Genomic DNA, 14,618 nt, shown 5'->3' with positions numbered 1-14,618 from the left:
AAAACGACTTGGGATTGTTGAGTTGGCTTGACCGTTGCATTCGGGTTGTCGGTGTTATTGCGTCATGGACGACTGTAATTCTGATAGCCGCCTACAGCGCCCTTCAGATGCTAGATCGTAAGCTTCAATTGGGTATTTCAGGCTATTTGCCGGACCTTTCCACTTCTTTGTTGTTCATCCTGATATTCATGACCTTCGGCTATACCTACCTGCGCAATGGTCACGTCCGGGTAGACGTCTTCCGACGCCATTGGTCGGCGCGCAGAATTGCGTGGATTGAGTTAGTTGGATGCCTCTTTGTGATTTTGCCGCTTGGCGTGATCCTGACCTACTATGGTTGGGACGGGCTGATGCGCACGACGAAGTTCGCCGAAACGCAGGTCTGGGCTCGGCGTGCTGCAGGGTTCGTTGGTCCGATACTACTTGCGCTGGCCGGATTAATCGTTGCCGCTCGCAACATTGCGTTTCTCGCGGGCAGACGTCCACACGGTGCGCCCGAGACTGCCAAGGGCTTGCACGATGGCGAGTGAAATTCTGACCATCGCGATGCTGCTGGCCATGGCTATTGGCGTTTTCAGCGGGTTCCCGGTGGCGCTAATTCTGGCCGGAACAGGCTTCCTGGGATTTGCGGCAGCGGCATGGTCGGGGATGACAGATTTCCAACATCTGGGCCTGATCTATTTCCGGGTCAGGGGTGTGCTAACAAATGAAGGCGTTCAGTTTACCAGTGTTCCGCTCTTGATTTTTCTCGGGCTGATCCTGAACGCCAGCGGTATTGCCGAAACCATGTTTCGCTTGTTGGGGCGGGTCTTGTCTGGTGTCCCTGGACGATATGCGATCGCAACACTCCTGATTGGCCTCGTTCTTGCTCCGGCGGCCGGGGTGATCGGTGCGTCGGTTGTTACCGTGGCCCTGGTTGCTTATGCACCTATGTTGGCGTCTGGGTACGCGCCTCGGACCGCGGGAGCGGCTGTGGCAGCCTCCGGTACGCTCGGTGTGATTTTTCCACCTGCAGTGCTGCTCTTTTTTGTGGCGAACCTGTTCCAGTTGCGGATCGGTTTGATGTATATGGCCTTGATTGTACCGGTTTTCCTGATGGTGATAGCGTTTTCTCTGTTTTTTGCGGTGACACTCTGGAAAAAAGTGGAAACGCCGGTAGCAGCTGCGAATGGAAAGCTTTGGGGCGATGTCGCCTCCGTCATTGCTGCTGTTATCGTGATTGCATCAATCCCGTTAAGCATCATTACAGGCCTAGCCACTCTTTCTGAAGCCGCAGCAGTTGGAGTGTTCGGCGCGCTTGTAGTCGCGCTGTTCCGCCGACGGTTGTCTTTCTCAATGTTCAATTCGGTGACGGTTCAGACCAGCACGATGACGTCAATGGTGTTCTTCATCGTCGTTGGTGCAACGGTATTCTCACTCAGCTTCAATTTGGTCGGCGGACCCGACGTGATTTTCAATTGGATATCAGGCTTCGATCTCACCCGGTGGGAAATGCTCGCGATTTTGCTGGGCGTCGTCATTGTTCTTGGATTTGTCTTTGACTGGATCGAAGTTCTGCTGGTCTTTGTGCCGATACTGATGCCGATTTTCGCACAGCTCGATTTTACCGACCATGTGGGCTCCGCCTATTTTGCAAAGATGTGGTTGGCGGGCTTGATTGCACTGTCGTTGCAAACCTCGTTCCTGACACCACCATTTGGTTATGCGCTTTTCTTTGCGAAGATGGCCGCACCGAAAGGTGTAAATCTTGCTGACATCTACCGTGGGGCCGTTCCCTTGGTCGTCATGGAAGTCCTTCTGATTGCGACTTTGATCTGGTTTCCTGAACTCATCACATGGCTCCCTGAAAAGGCACTGAGCGCAGCTGATACTCCACTTTTTGATTGAGCTGACCTAGCTTTAACCGCGCTGATCCCCGGCAGCAGCAAAGCTTCCTGGCTCGGCAAGCCTCTAAAAAGCTTGGTGTCTGAACAATCTGATCCGGGTATTTTCAATGGTAACCGCTACGCCGGATTGCGAATCTGGTGGAAGATCAACAGGGATACACCGCACACAACCGCTACATCGGCCAGATTGAAAGACGGCCAGTGGTAGTTTCCGACATAAAAGTCTAAGAAATCCGTAACACCACCGTGTCGGATACGATCTGCGATGTTGCCCAATGCGCCCCCTAAAATGAGGCCGCAGCCAACAACTTCAACCTTGTGGTGTGACCTCAGCATTATACTCGCAATCCACAAAGAAATCAGCACAGCGAGAACGGTCAAAAACCACCACGGAGTACCGCTGAGTAGCCCGAAGGTGACGCCTTCGTTGCGTGTGAACACCAAGTTGAAGCCGGGCACTACCGGCATAGCGGCAGACAGGCGGTGCGCGTTTTCTAGCACTGCTTCCTTGGATGCCTGATCTGCCACCAACGCGACGATGACTGCCAAGCATCCCTGGAGGGGCTTGTTGGAAAACAACAAGGACAATTTCAGTCTTCCGACCATTGGGATCAACTCGCGGGGTATGAGTTATAGACTTCCAAGCTTCCGTCCTTGCCGATAAGCATGACGTCATATGCTTCACGACGACTTCCAAAATCCATGCCGGGTGATCCCAAAGGCATTTTTGGCACGGCAAGACCCACCGCGTCAGGGCGTTCTTCAAGCAAGCGGCGAATATCAGCCGCCGGTACGTGGCCTTCAATGATATAGCCGTCGACTTGTGCCGTGTGGCACGAAACCATTCTTTGAGGCACGCCGTTGTCGAGCTTGAACCGTACCAAAAGCCCACCGAACATATCCTCGCTTGTGGTAGCAAAGCCGCTTTCCCGCAGATGCTCGATCCATGCAAGGCAACATCCACAACCCCTGGTTTTTATCACATGAATTGAAGAGGCGCTGGCTATGCTCGCGGACGCGATCAGCGCGCAGATCAATGGTAGCAGCAATGATGTGCTTTTTCTGGGTGGCATGGGTAAGTTCCGTCCCGTTCGCGACCATGGGTTTTCTGTCAGGGCGTTGCAATTGTGGGTTGACAGTGGTGCTTGATTCTATTGGCCCAAAGTGACCTCTACATGCTCTAGTAGGTATAGGTTCAAGCACAATCGTCGCAAAGAAGGCTGCGAAAATATTTTTCCAGAGCAAGCCGCGATGGCTTGTCGCTTGAAGACTTCATTTCTATAGTTGCTGAAGGTTTAGGGGGCATTGGATGCTATCAATTGGAGCTCTTGCGCATCGTACCGGAACAAATGTACAAACAATCCGCTACTACGAACAGATTGGGATCATGCCCGAGCCCGGGCGTAGCAGCGGTGGCCAGAGGCGCTATGGAAACGAAGCGGTTGACCGCCTGTCATTTGTCAGGCACGCACGCCAGCTTGGATTTCCGTTGGATGCAATACGGGAGCTGCTAGAGCTTTCCGACCAACCGCATCACACCTGCTCGAATGTTGACCACATTGCACGGAGGCAACTGAAACATGTGGAATCCCGCATAAGCCGTTTGAAGTCCCTACGTAGCGAGCTTCGACGCATGATTGCAGAGTGCAGTGGCGATAGCGTCGCTGAGTGCCGCATTCTTGAGGTTCTGAGAGATCACTCCGAATGTCTGACAGATCATGGGAATGAGAAGGTCTAGCAGAGTGTCAGAATCCAGAAGAAAATGCGCCCATCATGAAAAATCTTACTTGAAGCTATAGCCACTATAGGAACTACACTCCCGTCGTAGAGCGTCCGAGACCCATCGGAACAAAGCGTGCGGAGTGAGGCACTATTCCTGACGATGTAACACAAAAAAATGATGGACGTCGCCTCGCTGACACCGCGGCTTGGATACGGGCGTTGCTTTCGGTTGTGCAGATCGTCGGAGGTTTCGTTTCTGGAAGTACGGCCCTGGTCGCCAATGCACTGAATGGTCTCGCTGAGATGACGTCTCATCTGATTGTACTGGCCGGGCGCAGGCTTGCGCGCCACCCGCCGACGAAGGAGATATCTTTCAGCTATGGGCGAATTGAGACAGTCGCCGCCCTGGTCAGCTGCTCAGTGATACCTGTCATCGGACTGTACTTGGTCTACGTCAGTCTGGTTCGGATGGCTGAACCCGCTCCGATCAACGGACGCATCGTCGTGGTCGTTGCAGTTATCGTGCTGCTGACTAACGCGATTGTAGACTGGCTAACCAGGATGGCTGGTAAAGGCAGCGCCACAACCCACTCGTTTTCTTCCAGCGAACTGAGTTCTGCGCTTTCAACAGCTGCAGTCGTAAGTGGGGGGGCGTTGCTGATGCTATATGACATTCGGTGGGTTGACCCTTTCGTTGCCGCTATCATCGCTTCAAGGGCCGTATGGACCTCAGTTAGTGAGGTTGCTAGAACGCTCCGCTCTCCGACGTTGGAAGCTCGACCAAAAGTCGATGCAGAGGAAATAATTCGACAGATTAAGTCGGTTGACGAAGTAGAAAGTGTTCACCATGCGCATTTCTGGCTGCTGGACCCGCAAAGCGTAGCTCTCGATGCGCACATAGTCGTATCAACGACATGCTGGCAAAATGCGGAGGCGGTTCGAGATCGGATCGAAGCAATGCTCATTCGCAAGTTTGGTATCGTGCATTCGACTCTCGAACTGGAAACTCCAAACAGAGAATTAGACGAGTGCCATGCTTACGGAATGTAACGATGACGGAATTGTACAATGAATGAGCAAAATGGCCGGGATTGCAGAACAGAGATCACTGATTTTAAGCCATAATCTGAAATTAGGAGAAACGGCATGTTAGGAAGATTAACCAGCAAAAGGTGCCTGTTCGCTCTGGTGCTGTTTGTGGTTCCACAAACGCTTGGAGCTCAACAAGGGGGGTCCTGTTGCAACGACAGGTGGGGCTCTGATTGGATGGGATCAGGGCACATGCACGATCGGGAAAACTGGGGCTGGAACGAAATGCGCCCAGGACAACGCCAACGTATGCAGCGGCATTGGACCTACATGAATGAGGGTGTTCCTTCGGCCTACCAAGGCACTCGAAGCACCGTAAAGGCCACACAAGATACGATTGAGACAGGGGCCGAGCTTTACATGGATAACTGTGCGAGCTGCCATGGCGCAAAAGGATTCGGCGACGGTGCGGCGGGCCGCAGCCTTGTGCCGTCTCCAGCACTACTGAATCGCTTTGTGCAGATGCCGATGGCTGGAGACGAGTACTTGCTTTGGGCAATTTCCGAAGGAGGAAACCAGTTTGGAACGGACATGCCAGCATTCAAAGACGTACTGAGCGAAGATGAGATTTGGATGATTGTGGCTTACATGCGTGCAGGTTTTCCCACGGTCGATGTACAGAAGTAGTTCGTCGCGGTCCCATTTGCGTCGGCGTCAGTCACCCTTTGTTGGCGATCTCGGCTATGGGGTTCAGGGAAACCACAGTCCTTACGTGCGGAGCCGAATACACCAAATGCCCAAGGGAGAGAACTAATGCACCTGTGCCGTTCACTCACCGCTCTGTTTGTCTTGCAAATGTTCCTCTTTTGTGTGCCATCACCAGCTTACAGCCAGTCCACTGAACAAAGAGAATTTGAGGTCCCAGGAACGGGTTATGTGATCCAGTTCAAAGACTATCGGGAGGACCAAGAAAGGCCGCCCCCGCAGCTCGTTGATGCCTTGATCTGCTGGGTCAAATGCGTCACCGAATTGCCGGAACCCGGTAGAGCACCCAACTTTCGCTTCATTCAGCAAGCGGCAATGCCTAATCTGGCAATTGGTGATCAACCGGGTCTTAAACAAAATCCCGGACCCAATATGCTCGACATCGAAGCGCTCTATGATCGCAAGAACGGGACAATTGTACTTCCCGAAACATGGCGTCCATCTCCGCAGAGCTTGTCAAGCTTGGTGCATGAATTGGTTCATCACCTTCAGGCAGAATCCAACCTCACGTATGCTTGCCCTGCCGCTGCGGAGGCCTTGGCATATGATGCCCAAAAGAGGTGGTTGGAGCTATTCGGTACCACGCTCGAGGAGAGCTTTGAAATCGACCGACTTACGCTATATGTACTGACGAATTGCGGGTTTTGATCCGCTCGCACCTACAAAGCCGTCTCCGACTTCTCCGGTGTTGTATCTTGCTATGACGGCCAGGTCCTACGACCACGCCCCCGTAAAAATGGGGGATTACCCGAGTAGCGCAGAAGAACATTCCGCAAGAGCCTTTTCAGACGCGGATTACCGCTGTCGACTTTGCCGCACGCCAGTGTGAATCGACATTACCTTCAAATTGTCATATCCGGATAATATGCAGAAGTTTGCGCATATCCTTGCCATCATGTTTCTCGCCCTGTTTGCGGCGGGCAGCGTCGTGCATGCGGTCAGCGCGAATTCAATGGCACTGGATATGGCTGTGGCAGCGGGGGACACAGATGTCATGCCCGATTGCCAAGGATGCGAGGCTGACGAAGCAGGCACCAGCAACGCCGGCTCTTGTGACCTCGACTGCACAACGCCAGGCATTGCGATGCTTGATACCGCTCCCGGGCCGCTATTTGCAGTGTTTGCTGCGCGCGAAAATCGCCTGCCCGGTATGAGCCTGCCGTCGGGGCGGCGCGGGGCGCCGGACCCATTTCCTCCAAGATCTCTCATCTGAGGTGACGTAGCGATCGCGCTTTGGCGTGATCGCAGACGCGCACCGTTCATGCCGGTCCCTATTTCGGGGCGCCGGAGCCGCATCATGGTCAAGCCAAGCAGGCTTGGCCGTTCCAGACGGTGATCAGATGAGATTGAAACATGAAACCTCTCCCCCACTCCGCGCTGTCGCGCCGGTCTTTCCTTGCCGCGAGTGCTGCTGCGGGTGCCGCTCTCCCCTTCCGGGGCGCCCTGGCTGACAACCCCAACTCTTTCGTGTTGCGCGCCGCCCAGGATCGCGCGCGCCTTGTTCCCGAGTCGTGGGGCGAGACCGATATCTGGTGCTATGGCGGCACTGTTCCCGGCCCGGAAATCCGCATCCGGCAAGGGGAACGCCTGCGTATCGAGGTCGAGAACGCACTGAATGAAGAAACCACCGTTCATTGGCACGGGGTACGTGTTCCCAATGCCATGGACGGCGTTCCGCATCTGACGCAACAGCCGATAGCCCCGGGCGGGCGGTTTACCTATGAATTCGATGCGATGGATGCTGGAACCTTCTGGTACCACCCGCATCAGCGCAGTTTCGAGCAGGTGGGCCGGGGCCTTTACGGAGCCCTGATCATAGAGGAGGCGGAGCCGCCAAGGGTCGACCGCGACCTGGTATGGGTTCTGGACGACTGGCGGCTGACCGAAGAAGCCGAGATCGCCGGCGGCTTCGGCGGTTTCCACGACAAGAGCCATGCCGGGAGGCTCGGCAATACCGTCACCATCAACGGCCGGGTTCCTGATCAGGTGGCCGTGCGCGGTGGCGAACGTATCCGCCTGCGCCTGATCAACGCGGCCAATGCCCGGATTTTCGCGCTGGATTTCGGCGCGCTCACGCCGCAGGTGATCGCGCTCGACGGCCAGCCGGTCGCGCCGCATGCACCTGGCGGCCGCGGATGGGTTCTGATCGGCCCGGCGATGCGGGTGGATCTGATCCTCGACATGACCGGCGCGCCGGGTGAGCGGGTCACGGTTTCCGACCGGTTCCATACCGGGAACAACTTTCAACTGGTCGATCTGACCTATGCGGATGAACCACTCCGCGACGCTTCACCGGATTGGCCGGTGCAGCTTTCACCCAATCCGCTCCCCGAACCTGACCTGAACAGCGCCCGCCGCCACGAAGTGACCTTCACCGGCGGAATGATGGGCGGGATGGCGATGCGTGAGATGGGGATTACCAGCGAAGGCCGCATGATGGGCAACGACATGATGGGGATGATGCATGGCGAGGACATCTGGTTCGTGAACGGCACCGCCGCCAGGGGCCACATCCTCGACCCGTTGCTGGTGCTGGAGCGGAACCGGAGCCACGTCGTCGCGATGACCAACGCCACCGCGTTCCATCATCCGATCCACCTGCACGGACATTCCTTTCGGCTGCTGAGCCGGAACGGGCAGCCCACCACGCACCGCGAATGGCAGGACACGGTTCTGATGGCCCCACGCGAGCAGGTCGAGATCGCCTTCGTCGCCGACAATCCCGGCGACTGGATGTTCCACTGCCACATCCTTGAACACCAGGCGGGCGGGATGATGGGGGTGATCCGTGTTGCATAAGGAGACGGGAATGGAACGATCTGGCGCCTTCAAAAATCCCTCGGGCGCGACTGACGGCGGAAACCCGGGGCACACCCACCGGCGGATGTTCCTCGCCATGACAGGCAGCACTTTCATTGCTGCGTTTCTTCCAGGGCGCAGTGCGCAGGCCACTGGTTATGCGGCTTCGGCGGTCATTTTCAGCGGCCAATCGGTGATCGTGGCAGGGGACGGCGTCCGATCCGTTGATGTTTCAACGGGCACAGCTGCCGATCTGACGGCAACCGAGCGACCAATTCGAGCGCTTGCCAATCACCCCGACCGCCCGGACCGGCTCTTTGCTGCACCGGCGGGTGGAGGCGTCGAACGGTCGAATGACGGCGGGCGCTCATGGCACTCTGCAGTCAATGGGCTGCCGGATGCGCAGGTCACTGCACTCGCCGTCGCGGCGGCAGCGCCCGACACGGTCTACGCTGCTGTTTCGGGCGATGGACTGTGGCGCAGCGAAGACGCAGGCAGGACCTGGAGCTTCGTCATGGACCGTCCGTGGATCGAGGAGGCCGAACGGGACGTGCTGGCGCTCACCTCCGTCAATCTCGCCTCAGGCATGGGCGGCATATGGCTCTATGCGGGAACCGAAAAGGGTGTAACCCGTGTGCCGGACTGTTTCTGCCGCTGGCAGGATGTGGTGGCGGGCGATGCGATGGATGCACTTGCCGCCGGGACCGCACCGCCACAGGAGGCACCCCTGCCCGAGGGCGAGCCGGTTCTGGCACTTGTCTCGGCTTATCCCGCGCCGGATCGGCTTTACGCGGCCCTGCCTTCCGGACTCTGGGCCTCCACAGATGGCGGCGTGATCTGGGAACGCAAGTCGAACCTGCAGGCGCGGGCTCTTGCCATCGATCCCGCTGACCCTGGCCATATCGCCGCTGCGACCGATACCGCACTGAAGCAAAGCCGCGACGGGGGAGCCAATTGGGCGCTCCTTGCGGCACTTGGAGAACAGGATAGCTGACTATGAAAAAGATACTTGCATTGACCTTGGGTGTAGCTGGCGCCGGTGTTGCCACCGCCGCCTACCTCTTCGCTGATCGCGGCACCCCGTCACCCTTTATTGCTTCCGCTGCCGCACAGGGCGCGGAGCCTGTCACAATCTGGCGCGCGCCCGGCTGCGGCTGTTGCGATGCCTACGCCGAATACCTTCGGAACAACGGCTTCGAAGTCGAGGTGATTGATGACCGGGATTTCGAAGAGCGCTCCGTCGAAGCTGGGGTCCCCGATCGCGGTATCGGCTGCCACATCGCAATGATCGGCGGTTATGCCGTAAGCGGGCTGGTGCCTTCCGAGATCATCGAGCGCCTTCTGGAAGAACGCCCGGATGTTACCGGCATCACCTTGCCAGGCATGCCCGCAAACGCGCCCGGCATGGCGCCGGAGAAGACTGGCACGCTGCGTGTTTACTCCTTCGGGCCGGATGGTGTGGCGGTCTATTCCGATGAGTGAAGCTGCCGCGCTTCTCACTGAAACATTCGGTACGGCGGCGGCGATCTTGGTCATGACGCTCGTGCCACTGGCGGGATTTGCCGCGCTCGTCGCGGGCATCGTGTTCCTTTGCAGATTTTTCAGGAGAGTAAAATGAACGGACAGGTTGGCGGGCCCGGCACGGGCTCCATAGGCGATTGCATGGGCCAAATGATGGGTGGACCGATGATGGGTATGATGCTGGGAAGCGGCTTGATTGTGCTTCTCCTGATCGCGGTTCTGGTGCTCGCCGCGCTTGCGTTCATCAAGTACCTGCGGGCGCCGTCATGAGGATGCGGTTGCTGACAATTGCGGGGGTGGCGATGTCAGTCCTGGCCATCGCGGTTGGAGCGGAGACACTGCGGGCCGAACCGGAACCGGTCGCCTTTCTCGGGCAGATCATCGCGCCAGAGCAGATCGCGCGCGGCGAAGCGCTTTATGCTGAAACCTGCGCGTCTTGCCATGGCGCCGATCTTGAGGGGGCGCCGGACTGGCGCCGCCGCAATGCCGACGGCCGCATGCCGGCGCCACCGCATGACGAGACCGGCCACACCTGGCACCATTCGGACCGGGACCTGTTCAATATTACCCGGCTTGGCGTCGGCGGAGTTGTTCCGGGCTACGAAAGCGACATGCCCGCCTATCGGGACGTTCTGAGCGACGCCGAGATTTTCGCAGTTCTCGCCTTTATCAAGAGCACCTGGCCCGAACGTCAGCGCGCGGCCCAGGCCCGGATCACCGAGACCGAGGGGGATGGGTCATGAGTTCAGATACGAGCCGCCGGACACGGCGCTATTCCCAGATAATGCTGCTGCCGCTGGTTATGTTTGCCGGGCTTGGCGCGTTTTTCTTTTGGGGGCTCTTTAACAATGACGACCGTCTGCCCTCGGCCCTCATCGGGCAGCCGGTGCCGAAATTCACGCTGCCGCCAATCGAAGGCCGGGAGGACGGGCTCTCTTCGGCCGACCTGACGGGGCACGTTTCCCTTGTCAATGTCTGGGCGTCCTGGTGCGTGCCCTGCCGGGCCGAAAACCCGCTGATGGTGGAGCTCGCCGACACAGGCGAAGTGCCAATCTATGGCATCAACTACAAGGACGCCGCCGACGAGGCACAGGCATTTCTGGACGAGCTGGGCAATCCGTTCACCCGCATCGGCGCAGATCGAGATGGGCGCGTGGCGATCGACTGGGGCGTATACGGCGTGCCCGAAACCTATGTGATCGATGCCGAGGGCCGGATCGCGCACAAGCATGTCGGACCGTTTAACCGGCAAATCCTGGATACAGAAATCCTGCCGCTGGTGCGCAGGTTGCAAGAGGAGGGCGCGCAATGAGACGGCGGCATTTTCTGACGGGCGCGATGGCGCTGGCGGCCGGGCCTGCCTTCGCACGGCCATTGATACAACTCCATGATAAACCGCGTCCGATGCTATCGCCGCCTTTCGTGGATGGCGAGGGGCGCGACCTGACGCTCGATGATTTCCACGGCAAGGTCGTGCTGTTGAATATCTGGGCGACCTGGTGCTTGCCCTGCCGCGAGGAGATGCCAACGCTTGACGCGCTCCAGGCGCGCCTTGGCGGTGGTGATTTCCACGTTCTGCCATTGTCCATAGACCGCGCTGGAATGCCGGTGATCCGTCAGTTCTATGAAGACATCGGGATCGGGCATCTGGGAATGTACCTGGCCGAGGATATCCGCGCGATGATGGCATTTGCCGCCTACGGTCTGCCGACGACAATCCTGATCGACCGCGAGGGGCGTGAGCTTGGCCGACTGGTTGGCCCTGCCGAATGGGACAGCCCGGACGCGGTCGCACAATTTCAAACTATCATCGCGACAGGGGGAAACTGACCAATGACCGAAACACCCGACCTGGCAAACCCGACCCGGCCTGCAGGCTTTCGCTTGCCGCTTGGCCGCCGGGGGCTGGTGATCGCGGCTATGGCTATCATCGGCGCCGGAACGGCTCTGAACTGGGGCTGGCTGACCGCGATCGGGGCGGCCCCCCTGATCCTCAGCCTCGCCCCCTGCGCCGTGATGTGCGCCACCGGATACTGCGTCATGTGCAAAAGCAAGGGCTGTGATGCCCAAAAGACGCCGACAAGTGAACCGGTGGATACGAAGGACGGAATTTCAACCAGGGAAAGGAACTGAAGATGAAAACCGCAACCAAACTAGGTCTTTCGGCCGCATTCGCAATGGCCCTGACTTCCCCTGTTGCATTTGCCCAAGGCGACGAGACGCCGGGGCAAATGATGCAGGGCAATGGCATGATGATGGGCGAAGGCAATATGTCCGGCATGATGGGCATGATGCAGCAGATGGGACCTATGATGGAGGCTTGCACCGAGATGATGCAGGCCATGACGGACCACATGGGGCAGCACGATCACTCTACCGACGAGGGGTGAGGGAACTGGACCGGGGGGTTCCCATCCCCCGGTCCAGCAACAGATGCGAAAGGAATTGGCATGACTGAGATTGGAGCGCGCGTTCTTGGCGCCACAGTGGCCTTGTTGATCGGCATGGGCCCGGTCGTCGCGCAGCAATCGACACCGTTCAGCGACGTGCAGCAGGACGCGATCCGGGCTCTGATCCTGGACACTATCAGAGAAAACCCCGAGGTCATCATCGACTCGATCATGGCCTACCAGGGCCAGGTTGCGGCCGAGACTGAGAACAAGCGGCGCGCGGCGATTGCGGATCTTCGAAATGATCTGCAGTCCGATCAGAACGCCGGAAGCCTCGGCAACCCCGATGGCGGCACCGTCATTGTCGAGTTCTTTGACTACAACTGCCCGTATTGCCGGCGGGCTGCGCCGGAGGTGAATGCCCTTATTGACGAGGATCCCGATTTGCGGGTTGTCATGCGAGAGTTTCCGATCCTCGGGTCGGATTCCGAGACCGCTGCCCGTGCGTCTCTCGCAGCGCGGGCTCAGGGAAAATACGCTGAGTTTCATGATGCTCTGATGGCACAACCTCGGGCCAACGCAGCCACGATCCGCCGTACCGCAAATGAGGTAGGATTAGATTTCGAACGGCTTCAAGCCGATATGCACGCGCCCGAAGTCGATGAACATATCGCCCGGTCGCGCGAACTTGCGCAGCAGCTCGGAATTTCCGGCACGCCGACCTTCATTATCGGCGGCAACATTGTGCCCGGGCTTGCGAAACAAGACCAGCTCGCAGCCATGATCGCCGAAGCGCGGGACCTATCTGGAGGACCTTAAGATGCAGAGAACGAGCCTTTACAAGGTCCGGCTAGCCATCTGGGGCTTTGCTGCCGTGGCTGTGCTCACCTTCGCAGGAGCTTTTTTCTGGCGAATGTTACATCCGCCTGAACTGCCCGCCCCTGTTGTCACTGGTGAGGCTGCGATCCGCAATGCCTATTCCCTGACCGACCACACCGGGCAGGCCGTGACAGCGGAAAGCTATGCCGGGCGCTGGCAGCTTGTCTTCTTCGGCTTCACCTACTGCCCCGACATCTGCCCGACGACGCTGGCTTATCTGGCTAGTGTTATGGACACTCTCGGTCCGCAGGCCGAGCGCGTGGTGCCGATCTTCATTACTGTCGATCCAGCGCGAGACACGGCAGAGGTGATGGCTGAATATGTCTCCGCCTTCCATCCGCGAATGGTCGGACTGACCGGCACCGAAGCACAGGTGGCCGAGGCGGTCGGCAATTTTCGCGTCTGGTATGAGCGGTCCGAAGACGAGGCCGCGCCCGACGGCTATCTCATGGCCCATCCCGGCCACATCTACCTGATGCGCCCCGATGGACGTTTCGAGGATGTATTCATTGAGAGCGGCCAGTCGGCCGGAGACCTGGCGGAACACATCTCAAGCCTGATTGAAAACGAGGAGCGATCTGGATGAAACATTTCTTAGGTGCGGCATTCATTGCCGCTCTGCCAACGTTGTCCATAGCTGAGGTGACAGTCACCTCTCCCTGGGCGCGCGCAACGATCATCGCGAACCGTCCCGGCGCCGGCTACCTGAGCCTGACCAGCGATACGGGCGACCGCCTGCTGTCGGTGTCGAGCCCGGTTGCGGGCATGGTGATGATCCACGCGGTCGAAACAGACGGAAACGGTGTCTCTCGCATGGTGCATCTCGACGCGCTCGACCTGCCCGAGGGCGAAATCGTGACGCTTGCGCCCGGTGACATGCATCTGATGCTGATGCAGCTCACACAGAAGCTCGAAGAGGGCACGAGCTTTCCGCTGACCCTGACTTTCGAAACCGCGGGTGAGATCGCGGTCGAGGTGAGGGTTCTGGGCATTGTCGCCACCGGTCCGGAGAGCGCGGAATGAAACGCATGGTTGTTGCCCTCGCGCTGCTAGCTGGGACCGCCATGGAGGCCTCCGCCCATCACCCCGGCGAGAGGATCGACGAGGTGATGGCCGAGCGGGAGCCGGCATTCGAACCGACCGACCTGAGCCGGACGCCGCAATTGGCGCTGACAGATGCCGGCGGCGCGGCTGTCCAGATACACGATATGAAAGACAAGATCGTGGTACTCAGCTTCATCCCAAGGACCTGTGGCGCCCCCTGTGCGGCGCAGCAGGCCCTCCTGAGAGAAGTTCAGGAGTCGGTGAATGTCACGCCAATGCGCGAGATGGTTGTCTTTCTGACTGCTGGCACCGTACCTGATCCGGGCTGGGACGACGCGAACTGGAGCCGTGTCGCCGTGGAAAACGGAACGGCACCCGCCGCCGCCTCATTCTCTGCCCTGTCTGAGCGTGAAAGCGAGGCGCCTATGGTCCACATCATCGCACGGGGCGGGCGTCATGCGGGCATTTTCCATGGAGTGGAGTTCGGCCGGGTCAACCTTGTTCTCTATATCAATGAGTTGACCCGCGCGCCCTTGCCAGAGCCGGGACTTCTGGATCGTGTTCTTGGAATTTTCAACTGAAA

General features: G+C 58.3%; 22 protein-coding genes. 20 read left to right on the top strand and 2 right to left on the bottom strand.

Annotated elements, in window-relative coordinates; genetic code table 11:
* Positions 1-8: 8 nt before the first annotated feature.
* Both R2C4_RS01135 and R2C4_RS01130 read left to right on the top strand, forming a co-directional pair.
* Positions 9-530 carry a TRAP transporter small permease subunit gene (locus R2C4_RS01135; protein ID WP_244940707.1) on the top strand — a complete coding sequence of 174 codons (522 nt, stop codon included), beginning with the start codon at positions 9-11 and terminating at the stop codon, positions 528-530.
* Positions 520-1,887, top strand: coding sequence for a TRAP transporter large permease (locus R2C4_RS01130; RefSeq protein ID WP_141889222.1), 1,368 nt, complete (start codon positions 520-522; stop codon positions 1,885-1,887). Before R2C4_RS01135 ends, R2C4_RS01130 begins: the two co-directional genes overlap by 11 nt.
* 116 nt (positions 1,888-2,003) lie before the next feature.
* On the opposite strand, the gene lspA is transcribed toward R2C4_RS01130, so the two are convergent.
* On the bottom strand, positions 2,004-2,492 hold the full coding sequence (gene lspA, locus R2C4_RS01125; RefSeq protein ID WP_141889221.1) for a signal peptidase II: 489 nt from the start codon (positions 2,490-2,492) through the stop codon (positions 2,004-2,006).
* Between the two features lie 5 nt (positions 2,493-2,497).
* Positions 2,498-2,959 carry a DUF411 domain-containing protein gene (locus tag R2C4_RS01120; protein WP_141889220.1) on the bottom strand — a complete coding sequence of 154 codons (462 nt, stop codon included), beginning with the start codon at positions 2,957-2,959 and terminating at the stop codon, positions 2,498-2,500.
* Positions 2,960-3,195: 236 nt separating this feature from the next.
* Here R2C4_RS01120 and R2C4_RS01115 point away from each other — a divergent pair, with 236 nt between their 5' ends.
* The 18 genes from R2C4_RS01115 to R2C4_RS01035 all read left to right on the top strand — a co-directional run bounded on the left by R2C4_RS01115 (position 3,196) and on the right by R2C4_RS01035 (position 14,616).
* Positions 3,196-3,624 carry a MerR family transcriptional regulator gene (locus tag R2C4_RS01115; RefSeq protein WP_141889219.1) on the top strand — a complete coding sequence of 143 codons (429 nt, stop codon included), beginning with the start codon at positions 3,196-3,198 and terminating at the stop codon, positions 3,622-3,624.
* Between the two features lie 134 nt (positions 3,625-3,758).
* Positions 3,759-4,658 carry a cation diffusion facilitator family transporter gene (locus R2C4_RS01110; RefSeq protein ID WP_141889218.1) on the top strand — a complete coding sequence of 300 codons (900 nt, stop codon included), beginning with the start codon at positions 3,759-3,761 and terminating at the stop codon, positions 4,656-4,658.
* A 231-nt stretch (positions 4,659-4,889) separates the two neighbouring features.
* Positions 4,890-5,324 (top strand): c-type cytochrome, encoded by a 435-nt coding sequence (locus R2C4_RS01105; RefSeq protein ID WP_167510217.1) that lies wholly within the window; start codon positions 4,890-4,892, stop codon positions 5,322-5,324.
* 126 nt (positions 5,325-5,450) lie between these two features.
* On the top strand, positions 5,451-6,050 hold the full coding sequence (locus tag R2C4_RS01100; RefSeq protein WP_141889216.1) for a DUF6647 family protein: 600 nt from the start codon (positions 5,451-5,453) through the stop codon (positions 6,048-6,050).
* Between the two features lie 705 nt (positions 6,051-6,755).
* Positions 6,756-8,201, top strand: a complete 1,446-nt coding sequence (locus R2C4_RS01090) for a multicopper oxidase family protein (protein ID WP_141889214.1) — start codon at positions 6,756-6,758, stop codon at positions 8,199-8,201.
* Positions 8,202-8,211: 10 nt separating this feature from the next.
* A complete protein-coding gene (locus R2C4_RS01085; RefSeq protein ID WP_244940706.1) occupies positions 8,212-9,195 on the top strand; it encodes a WD40/YVTN/BNR-like repeat-containing protein in 984 nt (327 codons plus the stop codon).
* Positions 9,196-9,197: 2 nt separating this feature from the next.
* On the top strand, positions 9,198-9,683 hold the full coding sequence (locus R2C4_RS01080; RefSeq protein WP_141889213.1) for a DUF411 domain-containing protein: 486 nt from the start codon (positions 9,198-9,200) through the stop codon (positions 9,681-9,683).
* The gene (locus R2C4_RS21150) at positions 9,676-9,819 is read left to right on the top strand and encodes a hypothetical protein (protein WP_167510216.1); all 144 of its coding nucleotides are present in this window, start codon (positions 9,676-9,678) and stop codon (positions 9,817-9,819) included. Before R2C4_RS01080 ends, R2C4_RS21150 begins: the two co-directional genes overlap by 8 nt.
* Positions 9,816-9,992, top strand: a complete 177-nt coding sequence (locus tag R2C4_RS21145; protein WP_167510213.1) for a hypothetical protein — start codon at positions 9,816-9,818, stop codon at positions 9,990-9,992. The genes R2C4_RS21150 and R2C4_RS21145 overlap by 4 nt, the downstream gene beginning before the upstream one ends.
* Before the next feature lie 2 nt (positions 9,993-9,994).
* Entirely contained in the window at positions 9,995-10,465 is a 471-nt protein-coding gene (locus R2C4_RS01075; protein WP_141889212.1) for a c-type cytochrome, read from the top strand.
* Positions 10,462-11,034: a DsbE family thiol:disulfide interchange protein gene (locus R2C4_RS01070; RefSeq protein WP_244940705.1), complete on the top strand. Its 573-nt coding sequence runs from the start codon at positions 10,462-10,464 to the stop codon at positions 11,032-11,034. The genes R2C4_RS01075 and R2C4_RS01070 overlap by 4 nt, the downstream gene beginning before the upstream one ends.
* Positions 11,031-11,552, top strand: a complete 522-nt coding sequence (locus R2C4_RS01065; RefSeq protein WP_141889211.1) for a TlpA family protein disulfide reductase — start codon at positions 11,031-11,033, stop codon at positions 11,550-11,552. The genes R2C4_RS01070 and R2C4_RS01065 overlap by 4 nt, the downstream gene beginning before the upstream one ends.
* A 3-nt stretch (positions 11,553-11,555) precedes the next feature.
* Positions 11,556-11,855 (top strand): hypothetical protein, encoded by a 300-nt coding sequence (locus R2C4_RS01060; protein ID WP_141889210.1) that lies wholly within the window; start codon positions 11,556-11,558, stop codon positions 11,853-11,855.
* A gap of 44 nt (positions 11,856-11,899) precedes the next feature.
* Positions 11,900-12,112 carry a hypothetical protein gene (locus R2C4_RS01055; protein ID WP_141889209.1) on the top strand — a complete coding sequence of 71 codons (213 nt, stop codon included), beginning with the start codon at positions 11,900-11,902 and terminating at the stop codon, positions 12,110-12,112.
* Positions 12,113-12,172: 60 nt separating this feature from the next.
* Positions 12,173-12,931 carry a DsbA family protein gene (locus R2C4_RS01050; RefSeq protein ID WP_141889208.1) on the top strand — a complete coding sequence of 253 codons (759 nt, stop codon included), beginning with the start codon at positions 12,173-12,175 and terminating at the stop codon, positions 12,929-12,931.
* A 1-nt stretch (position 12,932) separates the two neighbouring features.
* Positions 12,933-13,577 (top strand): SCO family protein, encoded by a 645-nt coding sequence (locus R2C4_RS01045; RefSeq protein WP_141889207.1) that lies wholly within the window; start codon positions 12,933-12,935, stop codon positions 13,575-13,577.
* Complete coding sequence (locus R2C4_RS01040) at positions 13,574-14,014, top strand: copper chaperone PCu(A)C (RefSeq protein WP_141889206.1); 441 nt, start codon at positions 13,574-13,576, stop codon at positions 14,012-14,014. The genes R2C4_RS01045 and R2C4_RS01040 overlap by 4 nt, the downstream gene beginning before the upstream one ends.
* Entirely contained in the window at positions 14,011-14,616 is a 606-nt protein-coding gene (locus tag R2C4_RS01035) for a cytochrome-c oxidase (RefSeq protein ID WP_141889205.1), read from the top strand. Before R2C4_RS01040 ends, R2C4_RS01035 begins: the two co-directional genes overlap by 4 nt.
* The last annotated feature ends 2 nt before the right edge of the window (positions 14,617-14,618 follow it).

It is taken from the genome of Leisingera aquaemixtae (genome assembly GCF_006740765.1).
Taxonomy (GTDB): domain Bacteria; phylum Pseudomonadota; class Alphaproteobacteria; order Rhodobacterales; family Rhodobacteraceae; genus Leisingera; species Leisingera aquaemixtae.
Note: the sequence above shows the minus strand (reverse complement) of the source record. Positions and strands in the feature narration are given on the sequence as shown.

Coding starts and splice junctions, on each gene's coding strand:
- R2C4_RS01130 (WP_141889222.1), top strand. CDS start 520: ATGGCGAGTGAAATTCTGACCATCGCGATGCTGCTGGCCATGGCTATT.
- lspA (WP_141889221.1), bottom strand. CDS start 2,492: ATGGTCGGAAGACTGAAATTGTCCTTGTTGTTTTCCAACAAGCCCCTC.
- R2C4_RS01120 (WP_141889220.1), bottom strand. CDS start 2,959: ATGCCACCCAGAAAAAGCACATCATTGCTGCTACCATTGATCTGCGCG.
- R2C4_RS01115 (WP_141889219.1), top strand. CDS start 3,196: ATGCTATCAATTGGAGCTCTTGCGCATCGTACCGGAACAAATGTACAA.
- R2C4_RS01105 (WP_167510217.1), top strand. CDS start 4,890: ATGCACGATCGGGAAAACTGGGGCTGGAACGAAATGCGCCCAGGACAA.
- R2C4_RS01100 (WP_141889216.1), top strand. CDS start 5,451: ATGCACCTGTGCCGTTCACTCACCGCTCTGTTTGTCTTGCAAATGTTC.
- R2C4_RS01090 (WP_141889214.1), top strand. CDS start 6,756: ATGAAACCTCTCCCCCACTCCGCGCTGTCGCGCCGGTCTTTCCTTGCC.
- R2C4_RS01085 (WP_244940706.1), top strand. CDS start 8,212: ATGGAACGATCTGGCGCCTTCAAAAATCCCTCGGGCGCGACTGACGGC.
- R2C4_RS01080 (WP_141889213.1), top strand. CDS start 9,198: ATGAAAAAGATACTTGCATTGACCTTGGGTGTAGCTGGCGCCGGTGTT.
- R2C4_RS21150 (WP_167510216.1), top strand. CDS start 9,676: ATGAGTGAAGCTGCCGCGCTTCTCACTGAAACATTCGGTACGGCGGCG.
- R2C4_RS21145 (WP_167510213.1), top strand. CDS start 9,816: ATGAACGGACAGGTTGGCGGGCCCGGCACGGGCTCCATAGGCGATTGC.
- R2C4_RS01075 (WP_141889212.1), top strand. CDS start 9,995: ATGCGGTTGCTGACAATTGCGGGGGTGGCGATGTCAGTCCTGGCCATC.
- R2C4_RS01070 (WP_244940705.1), top strand. CDS start 10,462: ATGAGTTCAGATACGAGCCGCCGGACACGGCGCTATTCCCAGATAATG.
- R2C4_RS01065 (WP_141889211.1), top strand. CDS start 11,031: ATGAGACGGCGGCATTTTCTGACGGGCGCGATGGCGCTGGCGGCCGGG.
- R2C4_RS01060 (WP_141889210.1), top strand. CDS start 11,556: ATGACCGAAACACCCGACCTGGCAAACCCGACCCGGCCTGCAGGCTTT.
- R2C4_RS01055 (WP_141889209.1), top strand. CDS start 11,900: ATGGCCCTGACTTCCCCTGTTGCATTTGCCCAAGGCGACGAGACGCCG.
- R2C4_RS01050 (WP_141889208.1), top strand. CDS start 12,173: ATGACTGAGATTGGAGCGCGCGTTCTTGGCGCCACAGTGGCCTTGTTG.
- R2C4_RS01045 (WP_141889207.1), top strand. CDS start 12,933: ATGCAGAGAACGAGCCTTTACAAGGTCCGGCTAGCCATCTGGGGCTTT.
- R2C4_RS01040 (WP_141889206.1), top strand. CDS start 13,574: ATGAAACATTTCTTAGGTGCGGCATTCATTGCCGCTCTGCCAACGTTG.
- R2C4_RS01035 (WP_141889205.1), top strand. CDS start 14,011: ATGAAACGCATGGTTGTTGCCCTCGCGCTGCTAGCTGGGACCGCCATG.